Below are 24,433 nucleotides of genomic sequence, written 5' to 3'. Positions count from 1 at the left end.
ATGGTCCTGTACCGCGGGAAGTACGACCTCAGGGGGCTGGCGTCCATCTCCCCCGAGATGGAGGAGGACCTCGACCAGGCGTACGATATATGCATGTCCTACAGGGACAGCTTCCCGTGCGAGATGTGCGGGAAGTGCTGCTGCCAGCCCAACATCATCATCCGCCCTGATGAGGTGGACAGGATCTCCCGGGCGTCCGGTATAGACCTGTACACGTTCATGACCCAGGTTGTCTATCAGACCGCGGACGGGGACATTTTGATGAAGAAAGGCCGGAACGCTCCCTGCAGGTTCCTCGGGAAAGATAGGAAGTGCACCATCTGGGCGGACCGCCCGGAGATCTGCGACGAGTTCCCCTATGCCGTCTCCATGTTCATGAGCAGGGTCTACCTGGCCCTGACGAACGAGGACGCGGACATAATGCAGATGACGGAGTACATGGACGAGTCCTGGCCCTGCACCCGCCATATCAGGGAGACCATCGAAGGGAAGATCGCCGAAGGCCGTAAGGCCCGCGCCGAGCGCATCGCTCAGCGCCGGCGAGACAGGATGAAATCCTTCACTCTGGGTATGTAATTCTCGGGGCGTATTATATGCCCCTCGCCCGGGAGCCTGAGCACCGAGCAGCCCTCTATCTTCGAGGCGATCTCATCGCCTGCGGAGGGCTCGGTCATGATGTCCTCGAGGCCGTGGACCGAGAGCGTCGGGACCTTCAGCGACCTGGCGTCCTTCTCCGCGTCATAGCTGTCGACCGCGTGCATCTGGTACATGAATCCCTGCGGGTCGGGGGCCTTCATCTCTCTTATCTTCCTGCCCTCCCTCTCGGCCTTCTCGAAGAAGGAGGGCGTGTGCAGGAGGACGTTCAGCACCCTGCCGACGGTGGCGGCGTCGACATCCCCGCGCGCATACCCGGATGCGAGGTAATCGAGGATGTAGGCCGCGCGGGCGGGGCGGTGCAGGTAGCATGAGACCAGGGTGAGGGTGGAGAAGCGGGAGGGGTTCCCGGCGGCCGCCCTCAGCGCAATGTGGGACCCCATCGACCATCCGAGGATATCGGCGCGGCCTATGCCGGCACTGTCCATAACGGAGATCACATCGTCCGCCATGTCGGCGACCGAGAACCTCCCGGAATAGGAGGTGGACCCGGCGCCGCGGTTATCGAGGGTGACGACCTCGAAGGAGTCCTTCAGGAGGGGGACGGTCCTGGCCCAGAATCCGGTATCCCCGGCCAGGCCGGTGACCAGTATCAGGGGCCGGCCCGACCCCTCGGTCTCGTAATGGATCCTGGCGTTCCTGCTTTCAGCGTAAGGCACGGTGCAGGTATCGGCCGGCCTGGTTAAGCGTTTTCCATCGCCGCCGCCTTCATGCCAGTTCCAGGAGCACCTCCAGGTCGCCGTACGGGGTTCCGTATGCATGGCTGTAGGATGCCGACGGCTTCTCTGCGAGTCCCCCGACCGACGATTCTGCGTCCCTACAGGATACAGTGAGGCGATACCTCCCTGGGTCCCCGTACATCTTCCCGGCCAGCTCTTCCAGGTACTTCTCGGCCGTGCCGTCCTCCAGGATCAGGGAGGCGGCGGTATAGGCGGCGACCTCCTCCACCCGGGGGACGTCGATGTACCCGAAATCTGTTCCCCGTACTCTTCCGGTGAAGACCGTGTCCGCGAACTCGGACGGGTCCCCCGGGCCGGCCGGCTCATCCTGGGACATGCATCCCGACAGCGCCGAGGCGGCGATTCCGATGAAGGCGATGAAGAACATGGCGTCCGCCACGCCCGTGAAGCCGCGGCGGTCCTTCAGAACCATATGAATGCCTCGTAGACCGCCGGGACTATCTCCTTCTCGGACGGGCAGACCCTGAGCACCTCCCTGCTCACGCTCACGTCCCCGCTCTCCCTCCCGAGCTCGAAGCAGGTCCCGTCCGGGCCGTCGATCCTGACGCCGTTCCATCCGCCGCGCTCCATCTGGGTCTCGGCGCATCCGCGGAGCGCCGACGCCGTCATCTCGGGGCTGAGCCCGTCCCCGGGCCAATCGAACGAGGGGCGTTCTCCCGTCCCCTCCTCGGCGTCCATCTCGGCCGCGCAGAACGCCGCGAACGCCGTCATCACCAGGCATACCGCGGCCGCGGAGGCCACGGCCTCCATGAACCCGATATCCCCCTTCCTGTCGCCTATCATGGGAACCCCCTCGCTTTCCGGGGGCATTAAGAGAGGGGGTGGCAGTCAGCGGAACATCATTCGGTGCCGCGGAGGTACGCGCCGTAGTTGATGCCGCCGCAGATCCCTGCAAGGTCCTTCTTGGCGGGGACGTCGTCCTCGGCGAACGCCTTGGCCACGGCGGCCGCGATCCTCTCGGGGCGCTTCCTCACGTCAATGCCGGCGGAATCGATCCCGAAGGAGCCCAGCTGCCTCAGGTAGGGCAGGAGCATGAGGTCAGAGGAGTTGAGGATGCGGGCGGTGCCGTAGGGGTCGCGGTAGACCGGGAAGCGGTACCCCTTCTCGTCCTCCAGGACGCCGGTCCTGAGGCCGGGGTCCCGGGTGCACATGAGCTCCGTCCTCCCGAACACCATGACCTCGAGCCTTCCCGGGAAGTGCTTGGCGATCTCCTCGATCTCGCGGTCCGCCAGCTCCGTCGAGAGGGTGGTCTGCCAGAACGGCATCCTGACGTGCGCGTTGAATACGTTCATGAAATAGCTCGCGTACACGCGGTCCTCGGTCCCGAACACCTGCCCGGGGGTGTTGGCCATGTAGGGGCCATCATGCGGCATCCATGCCGGGTCGAACCTGGGCGCCATCTCGACGCACTCGATCCCCTCCCCGGCGCAGATGCCCTTCGCCTCATCGAGGGACTGAGGATTATCGTAGTAGATTCTGTCCGCGTAAGGGAGGACCGCGTTCAGGTTCCTCACGGAGCTGACGTAGAAGGACATCTCGGGAAGCTCCCTCTTGGCCCTCTCGATCTCCCTGCAGGGGACATGGGCCCGGCGTCTCTCGGTGCTCCCCGAGAGCTTCGGCGCCTCCCCTATCATGTTCTTCACTTCATCTATCCTGGGATCGTACGTCCTGTAGACGTCGTATGTCCCGTCCGGGAGGGCGAAGGGGGAGGCGGCGCGGCCGACGGAGGTAAGCTTGAACCCGCCGATCTTCTCGTCGCCGTCGTAGATGGAGATGCCGTCGCGGACGTTCACCGGGTACCTGAGCTCGCCCGTGCTGAACTTCCTGCCTTTGAACGATGCCTTCCCGAGGTAGAACCCGCGGTTGTCGGCGTACTCCTGCTGCACGGGCGAGACGACCCCTCCGAGGTAGCCGTCGCAGTACCCGCGGTTGAAGACGGTCTTCAGGAGCTCGTCGTCCTCCTTCCATTCCTCGTACGGGATCCCCCTGTTGGCAGACGAATAGACCCTGGCGGAGAGGTAGGCGTACGCCTGGCTCCTCATCCTCCCCTCGATCTTCGCCGAGGTGATCCCTATCGATTCCAGCTTCTTCAGCCATTCAACGCCGTAGAGGTCGGCGCTGCTCAGGCGGTAGGAGGCCTTCCCGTCCATGGCGTACTTCTTCCTGCAGGGCTGGGCGCACTGGCCCCGGTTCCCGCTGCGGCCGCCGACGAGGGAGGAGAAGAGGCACCCTCCGGAGAGGCAGTAGCACAGCGCCCCCTGCACGAAGACCTCGGTCTCCACCGGCGAGTCCCTGACGATGTCCTTGAGCTCCTCGAAGGTCAGCTCCCTGTTGAGCACGGCCCTCGACAGCCCGTTCTCGGCGCACCACTGCAGGCCCCGGCGGGAGCAGATCCCCATCTGGGTCGAGGCATGCTTCGGGATGTCCACGGAATGCAGGGCCCTGAGGAGGCCCAGGTCCTGCAGGAGCACCCCGTCTGCGCCGATGTCCGCGAGGAATCTCACGAAAGAGACCGCATCATCCATCTCCGAGTCCTTGATGAGGGTGTTGACGGTGACGTAGACCTTCACCCCGCGGTCGTGGCAATAGCCGACCGCTCCCTCGATCTGCCCGTCGGTGAAGTTCGATGAGAACGCGCGGGCACCGAACGACTTCCCTCCCAGATAGACGGCGTCGCATCCGCCCATGACAGCGGCGGCGAGCCCCTCGGGCGAACCTGCGGGCGATAGGATCTCCATGCCCATCCCCACTGCGGGCGTTTATAAAAGAATGCGGGTGCCCCGCTGACTGCCCTGTTCCCCTGTTATATCCGCGCCCCCTGTCGTTCCCGCCATGAACGCGATGAAAGGACGGCATCCTCCCGTACGCGATGCGAAGGCGCGGCCTTACGGGAGAGGGAGGAAAGCGGAGCAGACGGCGGGCACGGCATCTTACGACCCGTGCGGGATACTGAGGGTCCACTGCAGGGGGTGCGACCAGGTCCCCGATGCCGGGTCGCCGGCATGCATCAGGTGCATAACGGCGGCCATCTCGTCGGAGGGGGCGGCCGAGAGGATATGGCTGGAAGGCGGGAAGGACACCGAGATCCACGGGCCGGCGGCCGAGATACTCTGCGATCTGGCACAGATAAGGACGGTGCTCCGTCCCTCCGACGGGAGGAGGTGTTCCTCCTGCGGCCGCTCGCCGGAGAGGGTGATCGGCGACGCATGGGCGGATTTTCCAGATCCGTCGTTCGCATCGGCCTGCGACAGGCTGTACAGCCTCCGCGACGATTCCCCCGAGTGCACCGCGTGCCTGCAGAGGACCCGCGCCGCCTTGATGATGGCCGACGACGGCATGGCCAGGGTGCGCGAGAAGGCCGCGAGGATAGCGTCCCGCAGGAGGGATGCGCTGTGATCCCCTGGTTCGCGGACAGCAGGGGCCGGGGGCGTTCCGCACCGGACAGCGATATGCCGGGCATCAGGGCGGCGCCATCCATGCAGCCGGCCGGCCGCCGCGCCCCATCGGTCATATCGAGGAGCACCTTCATGGAGGACTACCGCAGGATAATCTCGGGGAATGTCCTCAGCAAGCCCTCCTACGCCGACTGCTGGCTCGTCGGGAGCATCGGGGAGCTGGAGAGGTCTGCCGAGTACGATACGCCCAGCGGGCACGTCGTCGTCGGCACGGCTGCCGACGGGGAGATGGAGTACAACCTGACGCCGTCGGAATATGCCAGCACCGATGCGGCGAACAGGATGATCGAGGAGGCGATATCCAAGGTCCGCGCCGAGTTCAGGAAGAGCGGCGGCCGCACTGACAGGATGTACATCGCCGGCATCGCGAGGGACGTCCTCGAGCCGTTCTCCGGCGACGTCCTCCTCTCATGCGGCGGGAACATAGAGGCGATGGAGACCCAGATGGAGAGGATGTGCGACATCGTCTACCGCTATTCGGTCGGTCTCGGGGTGTTCGATATCCTGCTCGCGGACCCGAAGCTCGAGGACATCTACGTGGACGCTCCCTGCGAGAAGAACCGAATTCATGCGATGTGCCAGCACATCGGAACGGCCATAAATCCCACAGGATTGTAACCCATCAAATCATCCCTTTGCCGACGCAGACCGGTGACGGACCTAGACCTGTTTCGGCTCGAATCGATAATCGCGATAAGGGTTACATAAAGTGTACGGTAAAAAGTGGGGGTTACCCCCCTAAGAGGTTTATCCGAAGATGGTGTCCTCGACCCCTGCGGTTCCCTTGTCGAGTTTGCGGGGATCGGCATAGAGGTAGATGTTCAGAGTAGTGTCGAGACTGTTGTGCCGCATCATCCTCCGAACCGTGTCCATATCGAGTCCGGCATCCACCAGCGAGGTGCAGTAGAACCTTCTCATGGTGTGGCAGGATGCGTGTATGCGCTCCTTGTCGGTCAGCTCTTTTAGAACGACCTCGATGTACTTCTTCGTCGCGGGCGTTCCCTTGAGCCTGCTGTTCGGACGGATGATAAGGTTCCCGCCCGAGAGGTCCTCGGTCTCCGAAAGGATTTCGGAACGGTATTGTTTGTATTCCTCGATGCACTTCATCACCGTGGGCGGGATCTGCTTGCGGACTGATTTACCGTCAGCACCGCACCCCTTTCCGCGAATCGTCATTATGTTCCCCTGTATATCGGAGAGGTTCGGCTGAGCAACCTCGAATCTGCGGAGCCCCATCCCGCCCGTAAGGGCGAGTATCAGGCGCTGGGTCACATCGGCTGAATTCCAGAGGGTCTTCCATTCGTCCTTGAAGATCCACGTCCTCTCGACGGGTTCCACTGGCCACACCATATCGGCGCGGTAGTACGGATTGTTCCCTGTGAGGAATTCAACCATCCTGCCGATTACCGTGAGGTACTGTCTAACCGTCCTCTGCTTGTATTCGGTCATGACCTTCCTCAGCCTGCGCATCACGTGGAAGTCTATGTCGCGGAACCGCATCATGCCGATCCTGTCGAGGATGGCCGCATAACCCTCCTTCAATGCCTTGCGGTACCCTTTGAGGGTCTGCGGGCGGAGGCCTCTTTCCTCGGAATCCTCAATGAAGCTCTCCAAATCCACGACGAATTCCTCCCACTCCTCGGTACGTTCATACTCTTTAGAGATTCTTCTCCCCTTGCGGTAATCCCTGAGAAGGGTCTTACCGCAGCAGAATATCACGAACTCGTCGAGGTCGTGGATTATCTTGTCGGCCTGTTTCCTGTTCAGATTACCCATGAGGCCCTGGAGGTGCGCGTAGCATTCGGTATCGATCTGGCTGACGAACAGGATGTGTTTCTCCTTGGTCAGTACCCGGCAGCAGTTCACGATGTGGGAGTTCTTCTGCACGATAGTGGCGGGACGGTAGCCCTTGTTCTCAAGGTATTCCTGGTACTGGTCCAGCTGGTCCTGGAATCTGAAATCCCCCAGGTGACCGTCGAACCATCTTCCGCTACTGTTGACATAATAGTCCTTGCAGGGGTTGTTACCGGTGAGATATTCGATGAAACGGGCCGTGTTTATCATCGCCGCATTGATCTTGTTCGGGGTAAGCTGGTCGCACACCATTACGTTCTCGACCTCGGCCATCACCTCGAAGGTGATCTGTTCGGGAGGCATCGGTCTGCATCTTGCCAGAAATGTGCGGATGTGTCCTTTTATGTCCCTTACTGCACTGGGAACCTTTCCGCCTTCAGAAAGTCTGTTCAGATAGCTGTTCAGAGGACTCCCGTAGATTTCGAGATTGTCCTTTAAATAGTCTGTTGTAGTTCTTGCTCTAACCATTAGATCATCTCTGTGGTTCGGCCCGCAATTGATTGCTAGTCGGTGGCGGGCCGTTATCTTCTCATTCTTCGTTCTTCGGTTTCCTACCTCTCTTGGGTTTATCATCCGTCTCCGCAGGCATCATTACCTCGTCGACGTCGTATTCCTGCATCTCGGGCCAGGTAATCATGACATCCAGATAGTCGCCTTCCTTCAGTCCCATGCGCTCGATTACCTGCGTCGGCACGGAGATGTACTTCGTGTTCCCCGTCCTGGCGAGTTTGCCCGGGAAGATCGTCTTAGCTATACGTTTCATGGATTATCCCTCCAACTTACGCACTCCCGTCAAATTCATATTTTGTATAAAAATGTTAGGAGTTTGTAAGTTACTTTCGGATGTTACTAATATATTCGTTTGATTATTTAATTCATTACTATGATAAAGGTAACATAATCTTTATCTTTCAGCGAAGGAAGGATTCCTAAAACCGCTTTCCTAAAACCCTTATACCTTTCCGTCGATTCCCATACGATAGAATGAGAGACGGAGATTTCTTCACATCCATCGGAGAGGGCAGAACGATTGCTCTGCTCCTCGCCCTGAAGGATGCTCCCGCTCCGCTCATTCTAAAGGATCTTCTTCCTATCATGAACCACACCCAGACGCTGCGTTCCAGAATCGACAGGATGCAATCCGAAGGGTTGGTGAATGTGGATATTGTCCTTGAAACTCACAAGAAGGTAGCCGTTTCCCTCACAGATTTAGGGAAAGAGGCGGCTTTGCTGTTCTCCATGGCGAATCTGTCCGTTTCACCCGGGAAGGAACTGAAGGAGAAATCCATCGATCTCAGGCACGCCGATCCGATACTGAGGATGCTCTGCGAGAAGGAATACGTCGTTCAGAAGGACATCATCGGGATGCTTCATTCCTACGACACTGTCGTCAAGGTGCTCTCCGTGATGGAGAAGGACGGTCTCGTACTCAGAGAGGACAACCGTCAGGGAGGATGGGAGATCAGGTACTCTCTTACGCCCCTCGGAAGGCAGATCGCCGACGTGTATCAGACAGTCTATTCGAAAACCTATAAAAATTGATGTTCATAGCGGTTCTCTTTCATTTTGAGTGGAAACGATTTGGGGAAGGAACGCGCTCACCTCGGAGCCCCGTACAGATCCACTTTGCCTCTGGCACCGGTGAGATAACAAACGGCTATCAGGTTCTCGACCCGCTTGAATCCCCTGGCGCGCCTCTTGATGAGGGAGATCAGCGAGTTGGTCCCCTCCAGGAGGGCGTTGGACATCCCGGTGGAGAACCACCGGAGTATCCCCTCGATGTTCGCCTCCACGGTCTTGGCCAGCCTGGCGAACGGGCGGAAGCCCGAGCGCCCGGCCCAGGAGACCCATCCCAGGAGATGGTCCCTCGCGATGTCGGCATCCCCCATCGAGTACACCGACACCAGCGACTCCTTGAGCCTGTACGCATGGCCCAGTTCCTCGTTGTCCTCGCAGATCCTGTCCCTCAGCTCCTTCTCCCCGTCGGTCAGGCTGCCGGAGTTCCGGACCATCATGTACTTGACCTTCATGCGGTTGACCGCCAGCTTCATCTTCCCGAAGTTCACGTCGTTCATGGCGTCGTTGGCCAGCTTCACGAGGTGGAACCTGTCGAAGGTTATCCGCGCCCTCTTGAAGTAGCGCCCGATGCCTGAGACGTACGCCGCTCCGAAGTCGCAGGTGAAATCGGCGATGTTCGCCGCACGTCCCCCGTGCTCCGTCAGGAAATCCCTGAACTCCCCGACGGCGTCGGAGCCTTTGCCGGGGGTCACGAAGAGCACCCGATGCCGCACGATGTCCGCGAAGACGGTCACGAACGCATCGTGGCCGGAGAAGCACTTCTCGTCGACACCGACCGCCGTCACGTGCGACAGGTCCATGCCTTCCACCAACTTCCTGGCACTGTGCCTCACAAGGCGCCATATGCGGTTCGCGTCCTCGTGTATGAGGGCGGCCGCCGCGGATACCGCCATCTCCCTGCACATGGCCATGATCATGGACTCCATGGAGAGGGTGAAGTGCGAGTGGGGGCGGGCCCACGGGACGTCCGCCCTCCTGACGCCGCAGTCCGGGCAGTCCGTGCGCGGTATCCGCGCATGGATGTACAGGCGCCTGGACACGACGTCCAGGCTCCTCCAGGCCCTCTCCGGAGTACGGTCGTGTATCCGGCACATGCGCCCGCACTGCGGACAGGGCATACAGCTCCCGGGCGGCACCTCCACCCGCAGGTGGTCGTCCAGCTCCCCTCTCGCGTTCGGTTCGCTCCAGAACTCGGTCGCTTTCCAGGGAGGCACCAGTCCCAGGTGCTCCCCCATCATTTCGCATACGTCCATCGGACGTTGTACCGCGTTCCTTCCCCAAATCGTTTCCACTCAAAATGAAAGAGAACCTTCATAGCGCGGTCTTTAAATACACACTGCGATACGAAACCATGAAGTGCCTGTACTGCGGGAAGGAATGCGAAGGCCGGTTCTGCAGTAACGAATGCGATTCCAAGGCTCAATCGTATCAGGAAAGAGTCGATAAAGTCAACGAAGCGGCACTGGTACTCACATTGATGGCAGCCATGGTCGTTTTTGCCGTTGTCTCCATCATATTCGGCCCTCTATTGGGCGTTGGATTAATGCTTCTCATAAACGGATTGATCTTCGTCCCGTATCCGTTCGTCAATACCGATACGCTCGAGTACGTGTGCATACGCACCTCCATACTGCTGATGCGTGTCATATCCGCAGTGTTCATCCTCGTCGGTTGCATTGCATTGTGCCTGTACATATGGTGACGGAGGAATCATAGTCGAACGGAGACGAGGACGGAAATACCCCTTCGCATTACTCTCGTTCTATGAAGTGTCCACAGTGCGGTAACGATGTCGGTCTGAATCCTTTCTCCATCTGCAATATGTGCGGAGCCATCCTCTCCGACGAAAAAGAAGAGGATGGGAAAACGGTTTCAGAAAAAGTTTCCAGGAAGTGACATCACCTCCTGGCCTTGGTGAGTCTCCTGTTCTTGGATGCTTCGGCTCCGACCGGCCCTGTCGCTGTCCCCTTCGTCGCATCGGCCTTCTTCTTCCTGACGGGTTTGACCGCGACGGGGAGATTGCCCTTGGCCTTCCTCTCGGCGTAGTAGTTGGCGGCGTTGCTTCCCGGCCTGTAGTAACCGAGGTGGGAGATCGAGGTGTCCTCGAACTTCCCTGTGACCTGCCTTTCCGCTTTCCTGCCTCTCATGGGCTTCTCGGGTGCGAGGGTCTTCCTGTCGTGTTTGTACCTGTCGTAGGGGGTGTCGCCGTGGACCTTGGTGGCAGCGTAGTAACCGTTGGCTCCGCTGGAAGGTTCCTGGATCCTGACGAGGGATTCTGCGACTGTCGCCGCTTCCTCCAGATTGATCGCGGAGTTGAACTCCCTCTGGCTGTAATCCCTCATGCTCACCCTCTCCCCTGCGGCGTTGAGCTTCAGGGGCGTTCTGGTAAGCCCGCCTCTGGTCTCGTCCACGTGCCTGAGATGGTGGGTGAATTCATGCACCAGCGTCTCCTCGTTCCAGTCCTTGCCGAGGATGATGACGGGGGTCTTGAGAGAGGATGTCTCCTGTCTTGAGACGTAGCATCCGGCGGCTCCTCTTCCGGGGTTTCCCTCCTTGATGATGATCCCGCCGTTCCTCACTGCCCTCTTGAGTTCGGAGGCGTTGAAATCCTTGGCAAGGATCGATCTCGCCCTCTGCGCGGAGTCCTCGGGCATGAGGAAGACCATCTTCCTGCCCTGTGCCTGTGCGGATTTGGATGCTTCCTCAAGCTCCCTTGCGAATGCCAATGCACCCGTATCGTCGATGCCGACGATATCGCTCTCGTTCACACCCTGCCACCATCCGGTCTCGATGAGCTGCTGGGGAGTGAAACCTCCTGCGGGGATGTCGTGAAGGGTCTCGGCATCCTTCCCGATGTCGATGAGGACGTTCCTCTCCTTTCCGTTCCTGGAACCCTGGTGGACCGAAAGGAACCTGGAGAAAAGATACTCCTCGGGGACCCTTCCGGTCTTGGGGTCCACGGGGATCTCGTATCTCCTTCCGTCTTTCGTTGCCACCCAAACGGTAGCGATCTTCTTCCTGGAGGCGGAACCGCTCCCCAGCGTCTCAACGTAGTCGGTACCCCTGCGTACGTACGCGACCTCTTTGCTCTTGTTCTGAGAGACTACCTCTCTCTTCTTCATCAGTTTGAAAAACTCCATGTTATCACACTCTGTACAGTGTCCCTTCGTTTCCTTCGAACCAGCTCTTCACGTCGATGGACCGGGACGTGTCCACCCTCGCGTACCCCTGCCTGCAATCCTTCGACTGCTGGGAACCGGGGCGGTGAGCATTCTTCATCCTCAGGGCTTTCGCTTTCGCCTCTTCCCTGCTTCCGCAGACTATTGCCTGCCTGTCCTTTCCATTCCTGGAATTGATCTCCATGGCCACCCATGTGCCGGGAGGGGACTTGGAGGGCAGCGGCAGCGTCTCCCTCTCCTTCACGATCTTCCTGTTCTCCAGGGGTACGAGCCCGTACTCCCTCTCATTCAGGAGGATGATCGGTCCGTCGTAGCCGATGCCCCCTGCATACTCCCTTATCTGGGTCTGCTTCTGGGTCTTGCTGGCTCTAGCCTTCATCTTGGCCGCCTTCCTCTGTTTGGAGGCGTCCTTCCTCGCCTGCTTCGCAACCTTGTATTGCATCTGCGGCGTCTCTTTCTCTGTCATGTTTTCACCTTTCTCGTTGAGACATAAAGCGACGATACCGACTGCCAGGGAAGCCCCGGACAGCAGGAGTCCCGCCCAGTCCATCTTCTCTTTCTCGTCATCGGTATAGGCCATGTTACCACACCGAATACGGTCCGATCTCCGATTCCATCATCCTCAGTTCCTCGGCGGTGACCTTCACATCGGGGTAGCAGGAGGTCTTGCGGTAGAGCTCCACGACATCCAGTCCGTTCGTCATCTCGCCCCACCACCTGTCCCCGCCGAAGGGATAGGTGCGCACAAAGAAGGTCCGGGAATTGCGGTTGTAGAAGATTCTTGCCGGTCCTTCGTGACCGTTGAAATCGCGTACGGCCTGAGGTATCCCTGTCGGGTCCTCCTCGATGCGTTCCCTTCTCCTCACCGTTTCTTCCTCCTGTTGGCGGAGATGATAGCTCTGGAGATCGAGGTACGCTCGTAGTTCTCCTCCACGGCTCTGATGGCAGCCTTGCCCTTCAGTGCCTTGGATTTACTCAGCACATCCTGATCGTGCAGATACGCCCCTCTGGACGAGTAACCGGGAACGTGGCCGTAGTATCCGGATTCCACGGGATCGGTGCGTGTCCTCGCCACCGTCTCGGCGACGGTCTCCTTCTCCTCTTTGGAAACGATGGTGTCCTTCCGGCTCTTGGGCAGTCTGCGGTATTCAGGATCCAGAACGCCGTCCTTGGTGGGGAAGGATGTCCTCCCGTCAACTGCCCTGAGGTGGTGTACCGCCTCGTGGACGATGCCGTCGGGTGTGGTTCCGTTCTCAAGGACGATCTGGGGGACGCTGCACCCTTCCTGTCTGCGGAGATAGAATCCGGTACAGTCCCTCAGGTGTTCCTCGGAGGTTACCATCAGAGGGATTCCGGAGGCTATGAGTTCCAGTTCGTCCGCGGTGAAGGAGTCGGCCAGCACCTTCTTGATGCGTGCGCTCTCCTTCCTGTCGGCGAGGACAGCGATCTTGGAGAGTGCCGCTCTTTTCTTCCCGCGGATTGAGATAGGGACTGAGTAGATGTCCGAATCCTCGGTATCAACACCTTCGATGTCGCACACGGAGGGATCGTCCCACCATTCCCTGATTTGGGAAGGGGTGAGTTCCCTCGGCAGTACTACGGAATCCGTGGAATCGGCATCCTTGCGGCTGCCAACCTCATGGAATCTTCTGACGATTGCTTTGAATGGAACCTTCCCGTCCTTTCCGACGGGGATCCCGTTGGAACCGCGGATAGGTCTCATGGTCTCAGATGTACAGCCCCTCGCGTTCGAGCCAGTCCTCCGCATCCCTCTTCATGGGGTAGAACGAGAGGAGCCTGCGGTATTCGAACTCGTCGCGGTTGTCGAATCCGGCGATCAGATGGCACATCATGGCGTACACGGAGTAATCGAGAACGTGTTCGGGTACGCCCTTCTGGTCCAGGACGTTGTTGACCCAGACCACCCTCTGGAGGACGGAACATCCCGATGCTTTGTATCCTCCGCCGTCCTGCCAGCGGAGCTCGCAGTTCATGTCGTCGGGGAGGAGACCTTCGTCCCTCAGACGGTTGACGCAGTCGTTGAGGTCGTGGTAGGTCCCGATGCTCTTCTTGGAGAGATCTCTCTTCCTCTTCAGGAAATCCTTTCTGTTGGCTTTCGTCAGTTCGGGGGATGTGATGTATTTGACGAAGCATTCGTCGTAGTCCCTGTCCCCGCCCTCGATCTTGGTGAAGAGGACTTCTGCGAGACTTGCGAGTACGTCGTCGGGCGCCCTGTCGAGGTAGTCGGAGACGGTGAAGCGGATCCAGTCGTAGGATCTCTGCCATCTGACCTTGAAATCTTCGAGGGCTGCAAATTCGGCTCCGACATCCTCGTAGCCGTGTCTTGCTCCGACGGCTGAGAAAATCATCGTAAGGTGGTCGTCGGATACGGTGCGGTTCTTCTCGTTGAAGGTGGCGATAAAGACGTCACCTTCGGCGGTTGTTCTGTTCCTCATGGTTTTTCACTTCCTTGAGGATTCCCGTCGTTTCTGCGATTGATTATGCGCTTATCAGAGATTTAATGGTAGGGGAGAGGTCGCTAACTTAGTGGGTTATCATATTGGCTGGTATTTGTCACATTTTGGATAGAATAACGGATTACCGAAAGTATCACGATTGATTTTCTAGACAGTTTAAACCTCACCTATGCTGAGTTTTGATAACGAGGCAGGATCCTGATTGTCTGGCTCATGTGATTCCGGCAAAGGGTATTTATATAAACATCGTTATCACTATTAACGATGTCATACAACGTGATCCAGCAGCAAAAGACCAAGACCGGGACGAGGTACTATCTCTACGAGGTCACTGCGGAATGGGATCCCGTGAAGAAATGTTCGAAGCAGAAACGCAGATATCTCGGTCCATGCGACGAGAAAGGCAATCTGCTGAAGAAGCCCGCGAAGAAGCAGACCATAGTGCGCAGTCCGTCCTACGGGCCGTACTACATCATGTGGAACCTCGCCAGGGAATCGCATCTGGATGAGGTGCTGACCAAGATCTACGGTGCGAGGAACGCGAAGAGACTCCTGGCTCTTGCCATACTGGGAATCACCGACCCGGGCAGCGGGGACCTCCTGGAGGAGACGGTGGAGGACACCTACCTGCGCGAACTGATGGACATGGATTGGTCCTTCGAACAGTCGGAGGTCTGCAGGTTCCTGCAGACCGTGGGCGAGGATGCCGGCAGGAGGGAGGACCTCTTCGCGGAACTGTGTCCCGGGAAGGGATGCATGATCTTCGACATAGTGTGCATGGGCACCGACTCCGACGGTCTGGAGTATTCCGAAGCCGGACGCAAGGCACGTTTCACAGGTTCGAAGCAGTTCAATCTCGGTATGGTGCATTCGATGGAGGACGGGCTGCCCTTCTGCTACCGCACCTATCCCGGTTCGGTGGCCGACGTGGTCACCCTGGACATAATCGTTGCCGATCTGAAGAGGATGGGTTGCGACGGTTTCGAGATGGTGATGGACAGGGGGTTCTTCAGCGCGGGCAACGTGGAACTGATGATGGAACGCAGTGCGGGATTTACCGTCCCCGTACCGGCCAGGAACTCCATCCTGAAACTCCTGATATCCGATAGTGTGAAGGATATCGAATCCCCTCTGAACACCGACTATCTGGCGGGCAGTTCTGTACGCGGTTACGAGACCAGGGTTGTATTGGAGGAGGGGGAGTTCTCCATAGATCCCGACAAAGGGACGATAAGGGCCGTGGTATTCCAGGACGACGCCCGCAGGCAGACGGAGGTCTCTACCTTATACAGGAGGATCGGCGAGATGGAGAGTTTCCTGGCGGATAGGAAGTACGACGCATTCCTGCCGAAGAAACTGTCTGCGAATCAGATCGAGATATACAATCTGCTGGAGGTATCCGATGCAAACGGGAGATACGATATCCGGAGGAAACGCAACGCCATAACGGCCAAGGAGAACGGATGCGGAAGGTTCGCTGTTCTTACGACATCCGATCTGCCGTGGAAGGAACTCATGATAGAATACAGGCAGAGGAACGATGTGGAATACGATTTCTCCCAATTGCAGTCGGACCTGTTCATGGGGATCAAAGGGAAATCTGATCAGAAGTCCGCCGAAGGAGGGCTCCTGGTGAACTTCCTTTCCCTGAGACTGAGACTAACTCTTCTGGACAGGATGAAGACCGCAGGGATAACGGACGAGATGTGGATCCCCAAGTTCATGAAGATCATGAGGAAACTGAGGATAACCCTGGTGGGCGACGAGTGGCGCCTCAACGAGGTCACGAGGAAACAGAGGGAACTCATATCCAAACTGGGTCTTCCGCTGCTGTGACCTCGTTATCAATTATCTGCATAAGTGAGGTTTAAAATAGCGTTAAACCTTTCCGTCGATTTGTACAGGTAATTCAACCCGAGCCCTCCCCTCACGTGCGTAAACATGTGGGGGGGGGGGGTCGTGAATTACGATCGTCCGCAAGACCGAGATGCGATGCGCCTGTTCCGAAAAAAAAAGGAGGTGCATCTCATGGACACAAAAGTACTAGCCATCCTCGCTGTAATGATAGTTGTAGGCGGTAGCGCAGGATATTACGTATTTGATCATCAAATTGATTCTGATGAATCAGACTCAACTAAGACTGCGAATATCGCATCGTACTCTGGTGCTATTTTAACCAATTACAATTCCAGTGCGACGTCAAGCCCTGTCACATACTCAAACATTGACGCTGTCTGGAAAGGGACCAGCGGAAATACAATGGTATTTCAGATAGCTGAAATTAAAAACTGTGTCTATGCAGTAATTGGCTACACTGGTGGAGATGGATACGAAAAAACATTGACAGCCTCAGATTCAAAGACTATAGGGTCCTCGTTTGAAACATCCACTAGTAAATCCATCCAGCATACTAAAGGTTCAGAAACTGAACATATGGATGGCTATTCTAATTCTCTCGGAGGAGAGATCGGAACAGGTGCTCCTTGCAAAATATTCGTTGATATCAGTGTTCAATATTCCCACGAATGGAGTCATTCGGATACAACAAAAGCAATCGAATCTATAGAAGATTCAACGACTTATCAAGAGTCAATAACGGAAAACCTCTCAAAAACATCTGAATATAGCCAGTCTGTTAAAATTCCCACAGAGAGGGGCAAAGATTATGCGTGGGCATACACCACCACAGCATACGTGTTTGAACTTGTCAACTTTAAATATGACGAGTCGACACAAAAATATGTTCTTGACCTGCCTGTTCAATATGCGATATCATATGATATAAGCAATTTGAGAGATTATGTATTTGAAACTGATTACGGTTCTTCATTCGATTTTAAGTACGCAACTGAAAGCCAGTACTGTATTTTAACAGACCAGCAGATTAATGCTGCTCTGAACAAGTTTAACGAAGAAACAACAGTCAATACCCACACTATCAAGTTCTACAAAGATAGTTCTGGCACTCAGATTTATTCTACAAGCAATCTTGCTGAGGGAGGGGCGGTTGTTTTCCCAACTTCCATTTATAACCCTACATATAAACTCAAAGGTTGGACTTCCTCGAAGAATTCAAATGAGATTCTGACCGAAACTGTATTAGTTTCAGGTGATGCAGAATATTACCCCGTATTCGAGGATCTGTACCCGGGTTATACAAGAATTTACACTGCGTCTGATTTTACAAAAATCAACAACAACCTATCAGGAAAGTATGTTTTAGCAAACACTGAGATTATTTCTCTATCGTACAACTACGTTCCAATTGGTAACAGTAATAGCCCATTTATCGGAACATTGGTTGGAGAAGGCAATCAGATAACTTTCACTTACACTGACACTCCTTCTGTTATCAATAAAGAAAGTGCTGTTGGACTATTCGGTGTTATCGGAAACGGAGCCGTGATTGATAATATCAGAGTCAGCGGTAACATCAACATTTCAGCTAACACCTCCACCAACGATTATTGGCTAGGTCTGGGAGGGGTCGCCGGAATATCACACGGGGGCACTATACAAAATTGCATCTCCAGCATAACAATAAAAACCACTGATGAAAGAGGGCATTCAATACGCACCTGTGCAGGATCAATAGTTGGAGTTGTTTCACAGAACACTGTCAATATTATAGATTGTAAGGGGAACAACACAATCGATGCTGTCTATGGGGAGTGGACCTTTGTAGGAGGCATCATTGGGTGTTCAAAAACAACTGCGGTAGTAACACACTGTAATGCATCTGGAACAATCAACGGGTATGGTAATGAGGGTTGGTTCGACTTTGTCAATCACCGTGCTGTAGCCGGTGGAATTCTTGGCTGGACTGAAGGCGGAAATGGAACATTCGTTGTACAATACTGCTGTTCCGAATGTTATGTAAAATGTAATGGTCGCTACAGCGATTCTGGCGGCATCATTGGAAATGATAGTGTTGGCAAGGGTTCTGTATCTTACTGCTGTTTTGTAAAAGACAGGTTATTCGAAGAGGATAGTTCAAACCCCGCTCCGAATGATGCAGTTGCCTATGGTGGTACAACAGTTAGCAATGTGATCCAAACTTCCTCTGAAAATACTGCGCTAAACTATCATTATGACACATATAGCCATATGCATGGCTGTTGGCCATATTGAGGAAACCTCTTTCAAACCCTTTAAAATCACATGATGGTGAAATAATGGCAGACATAGGAGAAGAGAACTACCCTGTCGGGCAGCAGAAATTCGGAACTGTATTTGTTCTTGATATCTCTGGTTCAATGAGTAATCAGATCGAGGCTCTCTGTGAGTCTTTCAACAATTTCGTTGAAGCCGCAAGAGAGAAGAGGGCAGTATCTGCGAACGCGGATCTTGCTGTAATTGCTTTCGATCACAACGTAAACGTCGTCGTCCCATGGACCAATATCGGTGCGATGGAACCCTTGAACCTTGCTGTCGGAGGTAGCACAAACATTCGTGATGCTATGAAAAAGGCTTCCGATATGGCTCGTGAGCGCTCTCACCATTACGATGACAACCATATCAGAGCCAAAAAACCATGGATTATCCTCATGACCGACGGGTATTCGGACAATGACAAACCTGTTGATTCTGTTGCTAAGGAAATGAGGGCTCTAGAAGAATCTGGTCGCTACCACATTCTTGCGCTCGGTATGGGTGAACAGTACAACGATTTCGAACTCAAGAAATTCACTGACATGGCCATGGCCATCCCCGACTGGAACTTCGAGAGATTCTTCGAGTTCTGGGGAAAAAGTATGGCTGTCCTGTCCACGCCTACTGATAATGAAAAAGTCAATCTTCCCGCAGAGAACGCGAAGAAGATGCTCGAAGATCAGATGGATCACGAAAAGAAGCTCGAAGAGAAATTCAAGATGTTTACCGTTTCCACCTGAAATCATTTACCTGGCCGAAATAACGGCCAGGTAAAACACGGAGGGATTACTTTGAGGCATTTTCTCATTTCAGAAGTCGGTCAATATCACATAGACGCAGATGGAGATAAAGCGATTTGTCAAGACAGCGCGCACTATGGTCAATTGGCCAATGATGTTGCGATAGCGGCCGTCGCTGACGGCGTAGGTTCGCAGAAACATTCAGAACATGCGTCAAAGGCCGCTGTCGAAAAGTGTGTCGAATATTGTAAGGAAAACTACGGTAAAATCGACACAATCGATCTTCTGAAAAATTCTTTTGTGGAAGCTCTGGAGGCAACAAAGATTGAATTCGAGAAGATGGGCATCCCCACAGAAGATTGTACACTATGTGCCACGATTTTAACCCGTGAAGCTGTCTATTGCGGAAATTCGGGGGACAGCGGAGCAATCGGTCTTAAATCAGATGGTACGTATGTCCTGCTCAGTAGAAAACAGAACGATTCCGAAGGCAGAGTATATACGTTGAAATGTACCGATCGTTGGGAATTCAAAACGTTTAACGGAACCTTTTCAAGTGTACTAGTGGCCACCGACGGATTCTACGATTTCCTATTCCCCTCGTATCTGGAATTCTGGGAACGCTATGATCCTGTGAACAGAGTAACCGCTTTCGATTATGAAACGGCGTCTGATTATCTAGATATCAATACGATAGGACAAAAAATGCGTTCTTCGGATTACAGTATTTTCGAGGAGAAAGCAGAAGATATCGATTCTTCGAATTCTAATTTGACTCAAACCCCTTTCTCTGACGCGAACTTGCAGAAATTTATCGCATCAAAAATTGATAAAATCCCACGTGTAGGTGGTGAATGGAGTGCGATTGTTGATGATCTGACAGTTGTTTCTGTATTCTTCGAAGACTCGATTCCGGAGAAATCCGAACAATTTTCGGAGTCGATTCCGCGCCGTAAATTAATGAAAGCGAATATGATTTACAATTATTCTAAACTCTATCCAGATAAAGAACTCATTGAATCATCCGACTACGTCTATGCAGTTGACAAAGTAATCGATTTGCCCGACGGATGTTCGATTAAATTATTGTCTGGAGATATGGTTGCTACCATTTATCCAAAAGAACTCCTTGAAAGACAGGGATTCCATTTAGAACGTTTAATTGAATGTTGGATCCAGGATGGGGTTTCAAGAATAATTGACACAATCGATGATGGCGATTATTTCACCCTCATTTCCAAAGTACCGACGGGGTCTATCCCATTGTCCAAATTCTTTGCATACAAAAGAACGTTGGATGTTCGCGTAGCAGTAGTTCGGTCATTGATCAGCAGATGCAGAGAATATTCGGGTAGCTCAAGATTCGAGAGTTTTGTAGGTTGGATTCCACAAACGGATGAATATCATGTTTTTGCTAGAAGGGATGGAGAATCTACTGTCCTATCCACCATTGTTGATTACCAAGGACTCTCAAATTTCAAATCAACTCCGGGATTCACAAGATCTGCTCTAATCAATGAAAGCGTATCAGAAAATGCTCTTACAGGATATGGACTGATGGACACCATCTACTACTGTCTGACCGGCGGTAAGCACATTGATTCAATTCAAACAGCAATCGATGAGATTAGCAACCTGTATGGGGCGGAGTCTCAGATGGCATTGGCATTTTCAACATCCGCAAATGAATTACAATCCAATCACGAATTCAAATACGAATTGTGGGTTGAGAACACCTCGGAGGCCCAGATGCAATCTTTATCTAGAGAAGCGGAAGACAGTTCTGAACCCTCTCAAACACAGGTCAAAGAAACATGTGATTTAGATGACATCGGCCAACCCGTATCGAATTGTTCCAATTCTGAACCCACACTCATGCCGAATAAAACAGATTCTTGTACAACCGAGGGCGATAAATCTGCGGGCATTGAGGAAAATGATAATGCCGATCCATCTAAGGATAAAGTAGATGAAAACGATCCTGCACCCAAGGAGGATTCTGAAAAAACCTCTTCTGATGACGGTGAATCCGATGTTCCACAAAGAGGAATATTGAGTAAATTGAAGGGTGCATTATTCAAGAATCAAAAGGACTCGAAAAAAGAATCGGATAAGCCAATGGCGAACAGTAACGAAGAGCAGGAGGCCGACCATTAATGGAGTATGTCGGTCTTAATCGTAAATACACTGTTCCCGATGGAAAAGTCCCTAAAACTGGAGGAGAGGGATCGGTCTATCTTCAAAACGGTCTTGCCATCAAGATATATCACGATTCCGTTTTAAAAACCAAAGGTACGGAACTGGAACAGAAACTGCGGTATATGTGCAGTAATCCACCTCAGCAGATTCTGGATAAACTTACATGGCCAATTGACGTAATCTACTCAAACGGTGTATTCAAGGGCTATGTGATGAAAGAGTCCCCCAAATATACTGAATTCGGTGAGGTATATTGGTTCGAGATGGGTGACCCATACCCACAGGATATGCTTCTTCAGATTGCATATAATTTGTGTGTCGTAACAGAATATATCCACAGAGCCAATTACATCATAGGGGATTTCAATCCTAAAAACATTGGATTCCTTGAAACAGGCACCAAGGCTGGCAGTGTGTGCGTCTATGACAATGATTCATTTGTTTTCCGTGCAAATGGTAAGAAATACGACTGCAATGTCTGGGTTCTTGAATTTGTAGCCCCCGAACTTCAGTTGGCAAAAGAAAAATACAATGCGAATAAAGCTAAAGGCATAGCACAGAAGCAATTCGAAGTTGCGTGGGACAAACAAACCGATTATTTCGCACTGGCGGTTCACATATTCAAGCTGATGTTCAATGCCGTGCACCCCTACAGCAGCGATAGACATAAGATCAAACCCGCAGGTGTATCAAAACCCCCCGAAGATGTCGAGAACAACATGACCAATTATGCGTATATGTTTTCTCCGGGGTGCAAACCTTACGAGTACTATACCCCCGAGCCGAAATATTTCCCTGACTACATCATGGAATTATTCGATCGTGCTTTCAGCAAACCCGTAGGTAAGCCTGATAGGCCCACCCCGATGGAGTGGATTGATGCTCTTGAAAGATATTCCAATGATATATGCCAGTGTAAAAAAGTGCCTGAACATATATATTGGAAAGGATCGCCGAAACATAATGGTGCGCCCACCTGCCCTTATTGTGCCGCTATACAAACATACAGGAGTAAAACTACGCCCATTGTCAAGACCACTGTTAGACATACAGTCACATTTGGTAATACCAATCTCTCCAGTAAGACGGTAGCACATGGGGGAACAATCATATTGCCTACCGATGCTCAAATATCGATGCCGGGGAAGGTATTGACTGGGTGGAGTTTAAACGGCAATATACTACAACCGGGTGCTACGCATACAGTCAATAATGATGAAACACTCGTGGCTCAGTTCAGAAACGCTTATGTTGCCCCACAGCCACCAACTCCTTTACAGCCTACGAACACTTCTCTTCCCCCGAATCCGTTGAATCACGATTACGGTGCAATCTTAGGTTGGTTATTGATTGCAATAATCGGATTGATGATCGCTGCATCCGTCACGGAATACTTGGCCCATAATTACAACACATGGGAATTTGTAGTTTGGATAATTGTTGCTATTTTTGGCCCCGGATTGACGGCAATTTATTTGATTGGTGATGATGAACGGGTTATCGCCGCAATCATAGCTATTGCTGGAATCGTATTACGTGGGGGATTATTGTGGTATGGTGAACTCAGTACCGTCAGCAATATATGTTGTATCGGCGCATGTGTAGCTATAATCATCGTGGCTTTGATTCCGGAAAAAATATGAAACTACATATTGTCGGGTGATGATTCATCCGACAAAAACTTCTATAACATCCGTAGGCTGATTTACACTGTACTGAATAGTATAAAATCCTCCGCGAGAAGATGCAACTTTCAATGCCCGGTCAATAATCGCATCTACAATCTTATCCTCACTTGCATATGTTTCTGGCAATTTTACAACAATGGAGTTTCTTCCAGAAGCGATTATTTTTTTCCACCTTTGTTCAAAGACATCGAGTGTGGGGCAGTAATACTCTGGCCCACTGTAGTAACTGCGGTTGGATAAAAGACATTTTTCGTTTGCAGAAATATTCTTGTGATCTACCCCTATTTCACTATCGGAGAGGTTAAAGTAATCATAACGAAGGTTGTTTTTGTTTCTTGTTAATCCCAGATCTGAAGTTATGTCTAAATGGAACCATATCCCGGAAATACACACTATATTCCACCCGTGTGGTTCTGTAGTTCCGTCACTTTTCAATAAATCTCCTGTAGCAAGATATGATTTGATGCCGATTCTCCGGAATATCTCGTTGGCAAGATTCGAAATCCCATCGCATACGCCATAATGATTCTTCAACAATCCTTCGGCAGTATGGTCTTCCATATTGCCAGTATTGCGATAATTGACATTTTTAATGATTATGTCATGGACTTGTTTTTCCTTATCAAGGTCAGTTCCGTTTTTGATATTGGAGCAAAGGTCATCGAGAACCCTAAGTGCATCTTTGGACAACCCCCCGCCGTTGGATGAACGGATGAATGATGAAATAATCGAATCGTCGATGTCTGGATCCAAAGCATTTAGAAGCTTTCTAACAATCACACGTAAGGTATCATTTGCACCTATTTTAAAATCATTAAGAGCCATTTCGATTTCTTGAATTTATATAGCCAGAATATTATAGCTTGTAGTAGTTCTATCGAATGCCGAATAGATGTGATAGTGATGAAACAAACCACCCTAGACGTTTCTACTACCGATATACCTGATGATTTATTCACCGATCCATTCCCTGAACAATCGGTAGAGAACCTCCAAACATGGGTTGAAAACAGAATCAATGATGAAACCATACCCATCGCCGATGATGAACTGGCACACACCATAGAAGGAAAATCCGCCTTCAGCCCCGATGCGAAGTTCTTGCTCGGAGTTCTTTATGAATACGGAATCGGGGTCGCTCGATCATCCGAGAAGGCCGAGGAGCACATCCTTATTTCTGCATCGAGAGGGTGTGCCGATGCTCGGTTCCACCTTGCTGTATGTTACGAAACAGGGGCATTTGGGAAGGTGAATTACTTCAAGGCCGCCAAATGGTTCTCCAAGGCTGCGGACGGCGGAATCGAGGAAGCATATCTGTTTTACGGAAAGAACTGTCTGAGACTGTACGAAGAGACCAAGCTGGATTACTTCTCCGAGGAGGCATTGGATGCGCTATGGGCGGTAGCATACGATATGCCGGAAGCCAATGCAGAATTGGCGAGATGCTATATGCGCGGCATCGGAACGAAAGTGTCGTTAGATGTTGCGGAGACCATGATTGATTATCTCGAATGTGAAGGGTATGATGTTACCGAATTGAAGACAGAATATTCGCAATTGGGCGAACAAACGTAATCCTGCTAAAGAAAATACGTTAAGATCACATATTCAAACTTTGATTAGCGGTTGTTCTTTTTCAATTAGGCCAGACGTAAGTACAACAAACAAATCGGCTACCTCGCGCGGCGCGTATATATCTATCTTGCACCCCCCGCTT

24 protein-coding genes are annotated in these 24,433 nt (G+C 53.0%); 11 read left to right on the top strand and 13 right to left on the bottom strand.

Annotation, left to right across the window (positions count from 1 at the left end; translation table 11 throughout):
• Entirely contained in the window at window positions 1–576 is a 576-nt protein-coding gene (locus O8W32_01835) for a YkgJ family cysteine cluster protein (protein ID WII09586.1), read from the top strand.
• Here O8W32_01835 and O8W32_01830 read toward each other — a convergent pair.
• Genes O8W32_01830 through O8W32_01815 form a run of 4 tightly spaced genes read right to left on the bottom strand, consistent with a single transcriptional unit; the run spans window position 531 to window position 4,132 of the window.
• Window positions 531–1,313, bottom strand: coding sequence for an alpha/beta fold hydrolase (locus tag O8W32_01830; GenBank protein WII09585.1), 783 nt, complete (start codon window positions 1,311–1,313; stop codon window positions 531–533). The two genes, O8W32_01835 and O8W32_01830, sit on opposite strands and share 46 nt — an antisense overlap.
• 49 nt (window positions 1,314–1,362) lie before the next feature.
• Window positions 1,363–1,806, bottom strand: coding sequence for a hypothetical protein (locus O8W32_01825; protein WII09584.1), 444 nt, complete (start codon window positions 1,804–1,806; stop codon window positions 1,363–1,365).
• A complete protein-coding gene (locus O8W32_01820) occupies window positions 1,797–2,177 on the bottom strand; it encodes a hypothetical protein (GenBank protein ID WII09583.1) in 381 nt (126 codons plus the stop codon). The genes O8W32_01825 and O8W32_01820 overlap by 10 nt, the downstream gene beginning before the upstream one ends.
• Before the next feature lie 56 nt (window positions 2,178–2,233).
• Complete coding sequence (locus tag O8W32_01815; protein ID WII09582.1) at window positions 2,234–4,132, bottom strand: U32 family peptidase; 1,899 nt, start codon at window positions 4,130–4,132, stop codon at window positions 2,234–2,236.
• A gap of 94 nt (window positions 4,133–4,226) precedes the next feature.
• Between O8W32_01815 and O8W32_01810 the strand changes: the two genes are divergently transcribed.
• Both O8W32_01810 and O8W32_01805 read left to right on the top strand, forming a co-directional pair.
• Complete coding sequence (locus tag O8W32_01810) at window positions 4,227–4,790, top strand: hypothetical protein (GenBank protein WII09581.1); 564 nt, start codon at window positions 4,227–4,229, stop codon at window positions 4,788–4,790.
• A gap of 80 nt (window positions 4,791–4,870) precedes the next feature.
• Window positions 4,871–5,467: a hypothetical protein gene (locus O8W32_01805; GenBank protein WII09580.1), complete on the top strand. Its 597-nt coding sequence runs from the start codon at window positions 4,871–4,873 to the stop codon at window positions 5,465–5,467.
• A gap of 129 nt (window positions 5,468–5,596) precedes the next feature.
• On the opposite strand, the gene O8W32_01800 is transcribed toward O8W32_01805, so the two are convergent.
• On the bottom strand, window positions 5,597–7,006 hold the full coding sequence (locus tag O8W32_01800) for a site-specific integrase (protein ID WII09579.1): 1,410 nt from the start codon (window positions 7,004–7,006) through the stop codon (window positions 5,597–5,599).
• A 226-nt stretch (window positions 7,007–7,232) separates the two neighbouring features.
• The gene (locus O8W32_01795; GenBank protein WII09578.1) at window positions 7,233–7,466 is read right to left on the bottom strand and encodes a hypothetical protein; all 234 of its coding nucleotides are present in this window, start codon (window positions 7,464–7,466) and stop codon (window positions 7,233–7,235) included.
• 221 nt (window positions 7,467–7,687) lie between these two features.
• On the opposite strand from O8W32_01795, the gene O8W32_01790 reads away from it, so the two are divergent.
• The gene (locus tag O8W32_01790) at window positions 7,688–8,245 is read left to right on the top strand and encodes a hypothetical protein (GenBank protein ID WII09577.1); all 558 of its coding nucleotides are present in this window, start codon (window positions 7,688–7,690) and stop codon (window positions 8,243–8,245) included.
• A 56-nt stretch (window positions 8,246–8,301) separates the two neighbouring features.
• Here O8W32_01790 and O8W32_01785 read toward each other — a convergent pair whose 3' ends face one another.
• On the bottom strand, window positions 8,302–9,534 hold the full coding sequence (locus O8W32_01785; protein ID WII09576.1) for an ISL3 family transposase: 1,233 nt from the start codon (window positions 9,532–9,534) through the stop codon (window positions 8,302–8,304).
• 98 nt (window positions 9,535–9,632) lie between these two features.
• On the opposite strand from O8W32_01785, the gene O8W32_01780 reads away from it, so the two are divergent.
• On the top strand, window positions 9,633–9,983 hold the full coding sequence (locus tag O8W32_01780) for a hypothetical protein (protein WII09575.1): 351 nt from the start codon (window positions 9,633–9,635) through the stop codon (window positions 9,981–9,983).
• A gap of 196 nt (window positions 9,984–10,179) precedes the next feature.
• On the opposite strand, the gene O8W32_01775 is transcribed toward O8W32_01780, so the two are convergent.
• Genes O8W32_01775 through O8W32_01755 form a run of 5 tightly spaced genes read right to left on the bottom strand, consistent with a single transcriptional unit; the run spans window position 10,180 to window position 13,916 of the window.
• The gene (locus O8W32_01775; protein WII09574.1) at window positions 10,180–11,421 is read right to left on the bottom strand and encodes a hypothetical protein; all 1,242 of its coding nucleotides are present in this window, start codon (window positions 11,419–11,421) and stop codon (window positions 10,180–10,182) included.
• A 4-nt stretch (window positions 11,422–11,425) separates the two neighbouring features.
• A complete protein-coding gene (locus O8W32_01770; protein WII09573.1) occupies window positions 11,426–12,040 on the bottom strand; it encodes a hypothetical protein in 615 nt (204 codons plus the stop codon).
• 1 nt (window position 12,041) lies between these two features.
• Window positions 12,042–12,326, bottom strand: a complete 285-nt coding sequence (locus O8W32_01765) for a hypothetical protein (protein ID WII09572.1) — start codon at window positions 12,324–12,326, stop codon at window positions 12,042–12,044.
• A complete protein-coding gene (locus O8W32_01760; GenBank protein WII09571.1) occupies window positions 12,323–13,183 on the bottom strand; it encodes a hypothetical protein in 861 nt (286 codons plus the stop codon). Before O8W32_01760 ends, O8W32_01765 begins: the two co-directional genes overlap by 4 nt.
• Window positions 13,184–13,187: 4 nt before the next feature.
• A complete protein-coding gene (locus O8W32_01755; protein WII09570.1) occupies window positions 13,188–13,916 on the bottom strand; it encodes a hypothetical protein in 729 nt (242 codons plus the stop codon).
• A gap of 285 nt (window positions 13,917–14,201) precedes the next feature.
• Between O8W32_01755 and O8W32_01750 the strand changes: the two genes are divergently transcribed.
• From O8W32_01750 to O8W32_01730, 5 genes are all read left to right on the top strand, one after another.
• Window positions 14,202–15,773 (top strand): transposase, encoded by a 1,572-nt coding sequence (locus tag O8W32_01750; protein WII09569.1) that lies wholly within the window; start codon window positions 14,202–14,204, stop codon window positions 15,771–15,773.
• Between the two features lie 192 nt (window positions 15,774–15,965).
• Window positions 15,966–18,068 (top strand): hypothetical protein, encoded by a 2,103-nt coding sequence (locus O8W32_01745; GenBank protein WII09568.1) that lies wholly within the window; start codon window positions 15,966–15,968, stop codon window positions 18,066–18,068.
• A gap of 44 nt (window positions 18,069–18,112) precedes the next feature.
• Entirely contained in the window at window positions 18,113–18,829 is a 717-nt protein-coding gene (locus O8W32_01740) for a VWA domain-containing protein (GenBank protein WII09567.1), read from the top strand.
• Between the two features lie 51 nt (window positions 18,830–18,880).
• On the top strand, window positions 18,881–20,986 hold the full coding sequence (locus O8W32_01735; GenBank protein WII09566.1) for a protein phosphatase 2C domain-containing protein: 2,106 nt from the start codon (window positions 18,881–18,883) through the stop codon (window positions 20,984–20,986).
• Window positions 20,986–22,671: a hypothetical protein gene (locus tag O8W32_01730; protein ID WII09565.1), complete on the top strand. Its 1,686-nt coding sequence runs from the start codon at window positions 20,986–20,988 to the stop codon at window positions 22,669–22,671. Before O8W32_01735 ends, O8W32_01730 begins: the two co-directional genes overlap by 1 nt.
• 24 nt (window positions 22,672–22,695) lie before the next feature.
• Here O8W32_01730 and O8W32_01725 read toward each other — a convergent pair whose 3' ends face one another.
• Window positions 22,696–23,541, bottom strand: a complete 846-nt coding sequence (locus O8W32_01725) for a transglutaminase-like domain-containing protein (GenBank protein WII09564.1) — start codon at window positions 23,539–23,541, stop codon at window positions 22,696–22,698.
• 78 nt (window positions 23,542–23,619) lie between these two features.
• On the opposite strand from O8W32_01725, the gene O8W32_01720 reads away from it, so the two are divergent.
• Window positions 23,620–24,291 (top strand): tetratricopeptide repeat protein, encoded by a 672-nt coding sequence (locus O8W32_01720; protein WII09563.1) that lies wholly within the window; start codon window positions 23,620–23,622, stop codon window positions 24,289–24,291.
• Window positions 24,292–24,433: the final 142 nt, after the last annotated feature.

This window comes from Methanomassiliicoccales archaeon LGM-DZ1 (assembly GCA_030168595.1).
In the GTDB taxonomy this organism is placed as follows: Archaea; Thermoplasmatota; Thermoplasmata; order Methanomassiliicoccales; family Methanomethylophilaceae; genus Methanomethylophilus.
This window is presented reverse-complemented; position numbering and strand designations above follow the sequence as displayed.

What these genes read in the sequence shown, in the direction of transcription:
- O8W32_01835 (WII09586.1), top strand. Translation starts at nt 1, where the DNA reads ATGGTCCTGTACCGCGGGAAGTACGACCTCAGGGGGCTGGCGTCCATC.
- O8W32_01825 (WII09584.1), bottom strand. Translation starts at nt 1,806, where the DNA reads ATGGTTCTGAAGGACCGCCGCGGCTTCACGGGCGTGGCGGACGCCATG.
- O8W32_01820 (WII09583.1), bottom strand. Translation starts at nt 2,177, where the DNA reads ATGATAGGCGACAGGAAGGGGGATATCGGGTTCATGGAGGCCGTGGCC.
- O8W32_01815 (WII09582.1), bottom strand. Translation starts at nt 4,132, where the DNA reads ATGGAGATCCTATCGCCCGCAGGTTCGCCCGAGGGGCTCGCCGCCGCT.
- O8W32_01810 (WII09581.1), top strand. Translation starts at nt 4,227, where the DNA reads ATGAACGCGATGAAAGGACGGCATCCTCCCGTACGCGATGCGAAGGCG.
- O8W32_01805 (WII09580.1), top strand. Translation starts at nt 4,871, where the DNA reads ATGCAGCCGGCCGGCCGCCGCGCCCCATCGGTCATATCGAGGAGCACC.
- O8W32_01800 (WII09579.1), bottom strand. Translation starts at nt 7,006, where the DNA reads ATGCCTCCCGAACAGATCACCTTCGAGGTGATGGCCGAGGTCGAGAAC.
- O8W32_01795 (WII09578.1), bottom strand. Translation starts at nt 7,466, where the DNA reads ATGAAACGTATAGCTAAGACGATCTTCCCGGGCAAACTCGCCAGGACG.
- O8W32_01790 (WII09577.1), top strand. Translation starts at nt 7,688, where the DNA reads ATGAGAGACGGAGATTTCTTCACATCCATCGGAGAGGGCAGAACGATT.
- O8W32_01785 (WII09576.1), bottom strand. Translation starts at nt 9,534, where the DNA reads ATGGACGTATGCGAAATGATGGGGGAGCACCTGGGACTGGTGCCTCCC.
- O8W32_01780 (WII09575.1), top strand. Translation starts at nt 9,633, where the DNA reads ATGAAGTGCCTGTACTGCGGGAAGGAATGCGAAGGCCGGTTCTGCAGT.
- O8W32_01775 (WII09574.1), bottom strand. Translation starts at nt 11,421, where the DNA reads ATGGAGTTTTTCAAACTGATGAAGAAGAGAGAGGTAGTCTCTCAGAAC.
- O8W32_01770 (WII09573.1), bottom strand. Translation starts at nt 12,040, where the DNA reads ATGGCCTATACCGATGACGAGAAAGAGAAGATGGACTGGGCGGGACTC.
- O8W32_01760 (WII09571.1), bottom strand. Translation starts at nt 13,183, where the DNA reads ATGAGACCTATCCGCGGTTCCAACGGGATCCCCGTCGGAAAGGACGGG.
- O8W32_01755 (WII09570.1), bottom strand. Translation starts at nt 13,916, where the DNA reads ATGAGGAACAGAACAACCGCCGAAGGTGACGTCTTTATCGCCACCTTC.
- O8W32_01750 (WII09569.1), top strand. Translation starts at nt 14,202, where the DNA reads ATGTCATACAACGTGATCCAGCAGCAAAAGACCAAGACCGGGACGAGG.
- O8W32_01745 (WII09568.1), top strand. Translation starts at nt 15,966, where the DNA reads ATGGACACAAAAGTACTAGCCATCCTCGCTGTAATGATAGTTGTAGGC.
- O8W32_01740 (WII09567.1), top strand. Translation starts at nt 18,113, where the DNA reads ATGGCAGACATAGGAGAAGAGAACTACCCTGTCGGGCAGCAGAAATTC.
- O8W32_01730 (WII09565.1), top strand. Translation starts at nt 20,986, where the DNA reads ATGGAGTATGTCGGTCTTAATCGTAAATACACTGTTCCCGATGGAAAA.
- O8W32_01725 (WII09564.1), bottom strand. Translation starts at nt 23,541, where the DNA reads ATGGCTCTTAATGATTTTAAAATAGGTGCAAATGATACCTTACGTGTG.
- O8W32_01720 (WII09563.1), top strand. Translation starts at nt 23,620, where the DNA reads ATGAAACAAACCACCCTAGACGTTTCTACTACCGATATACCTGATGAT.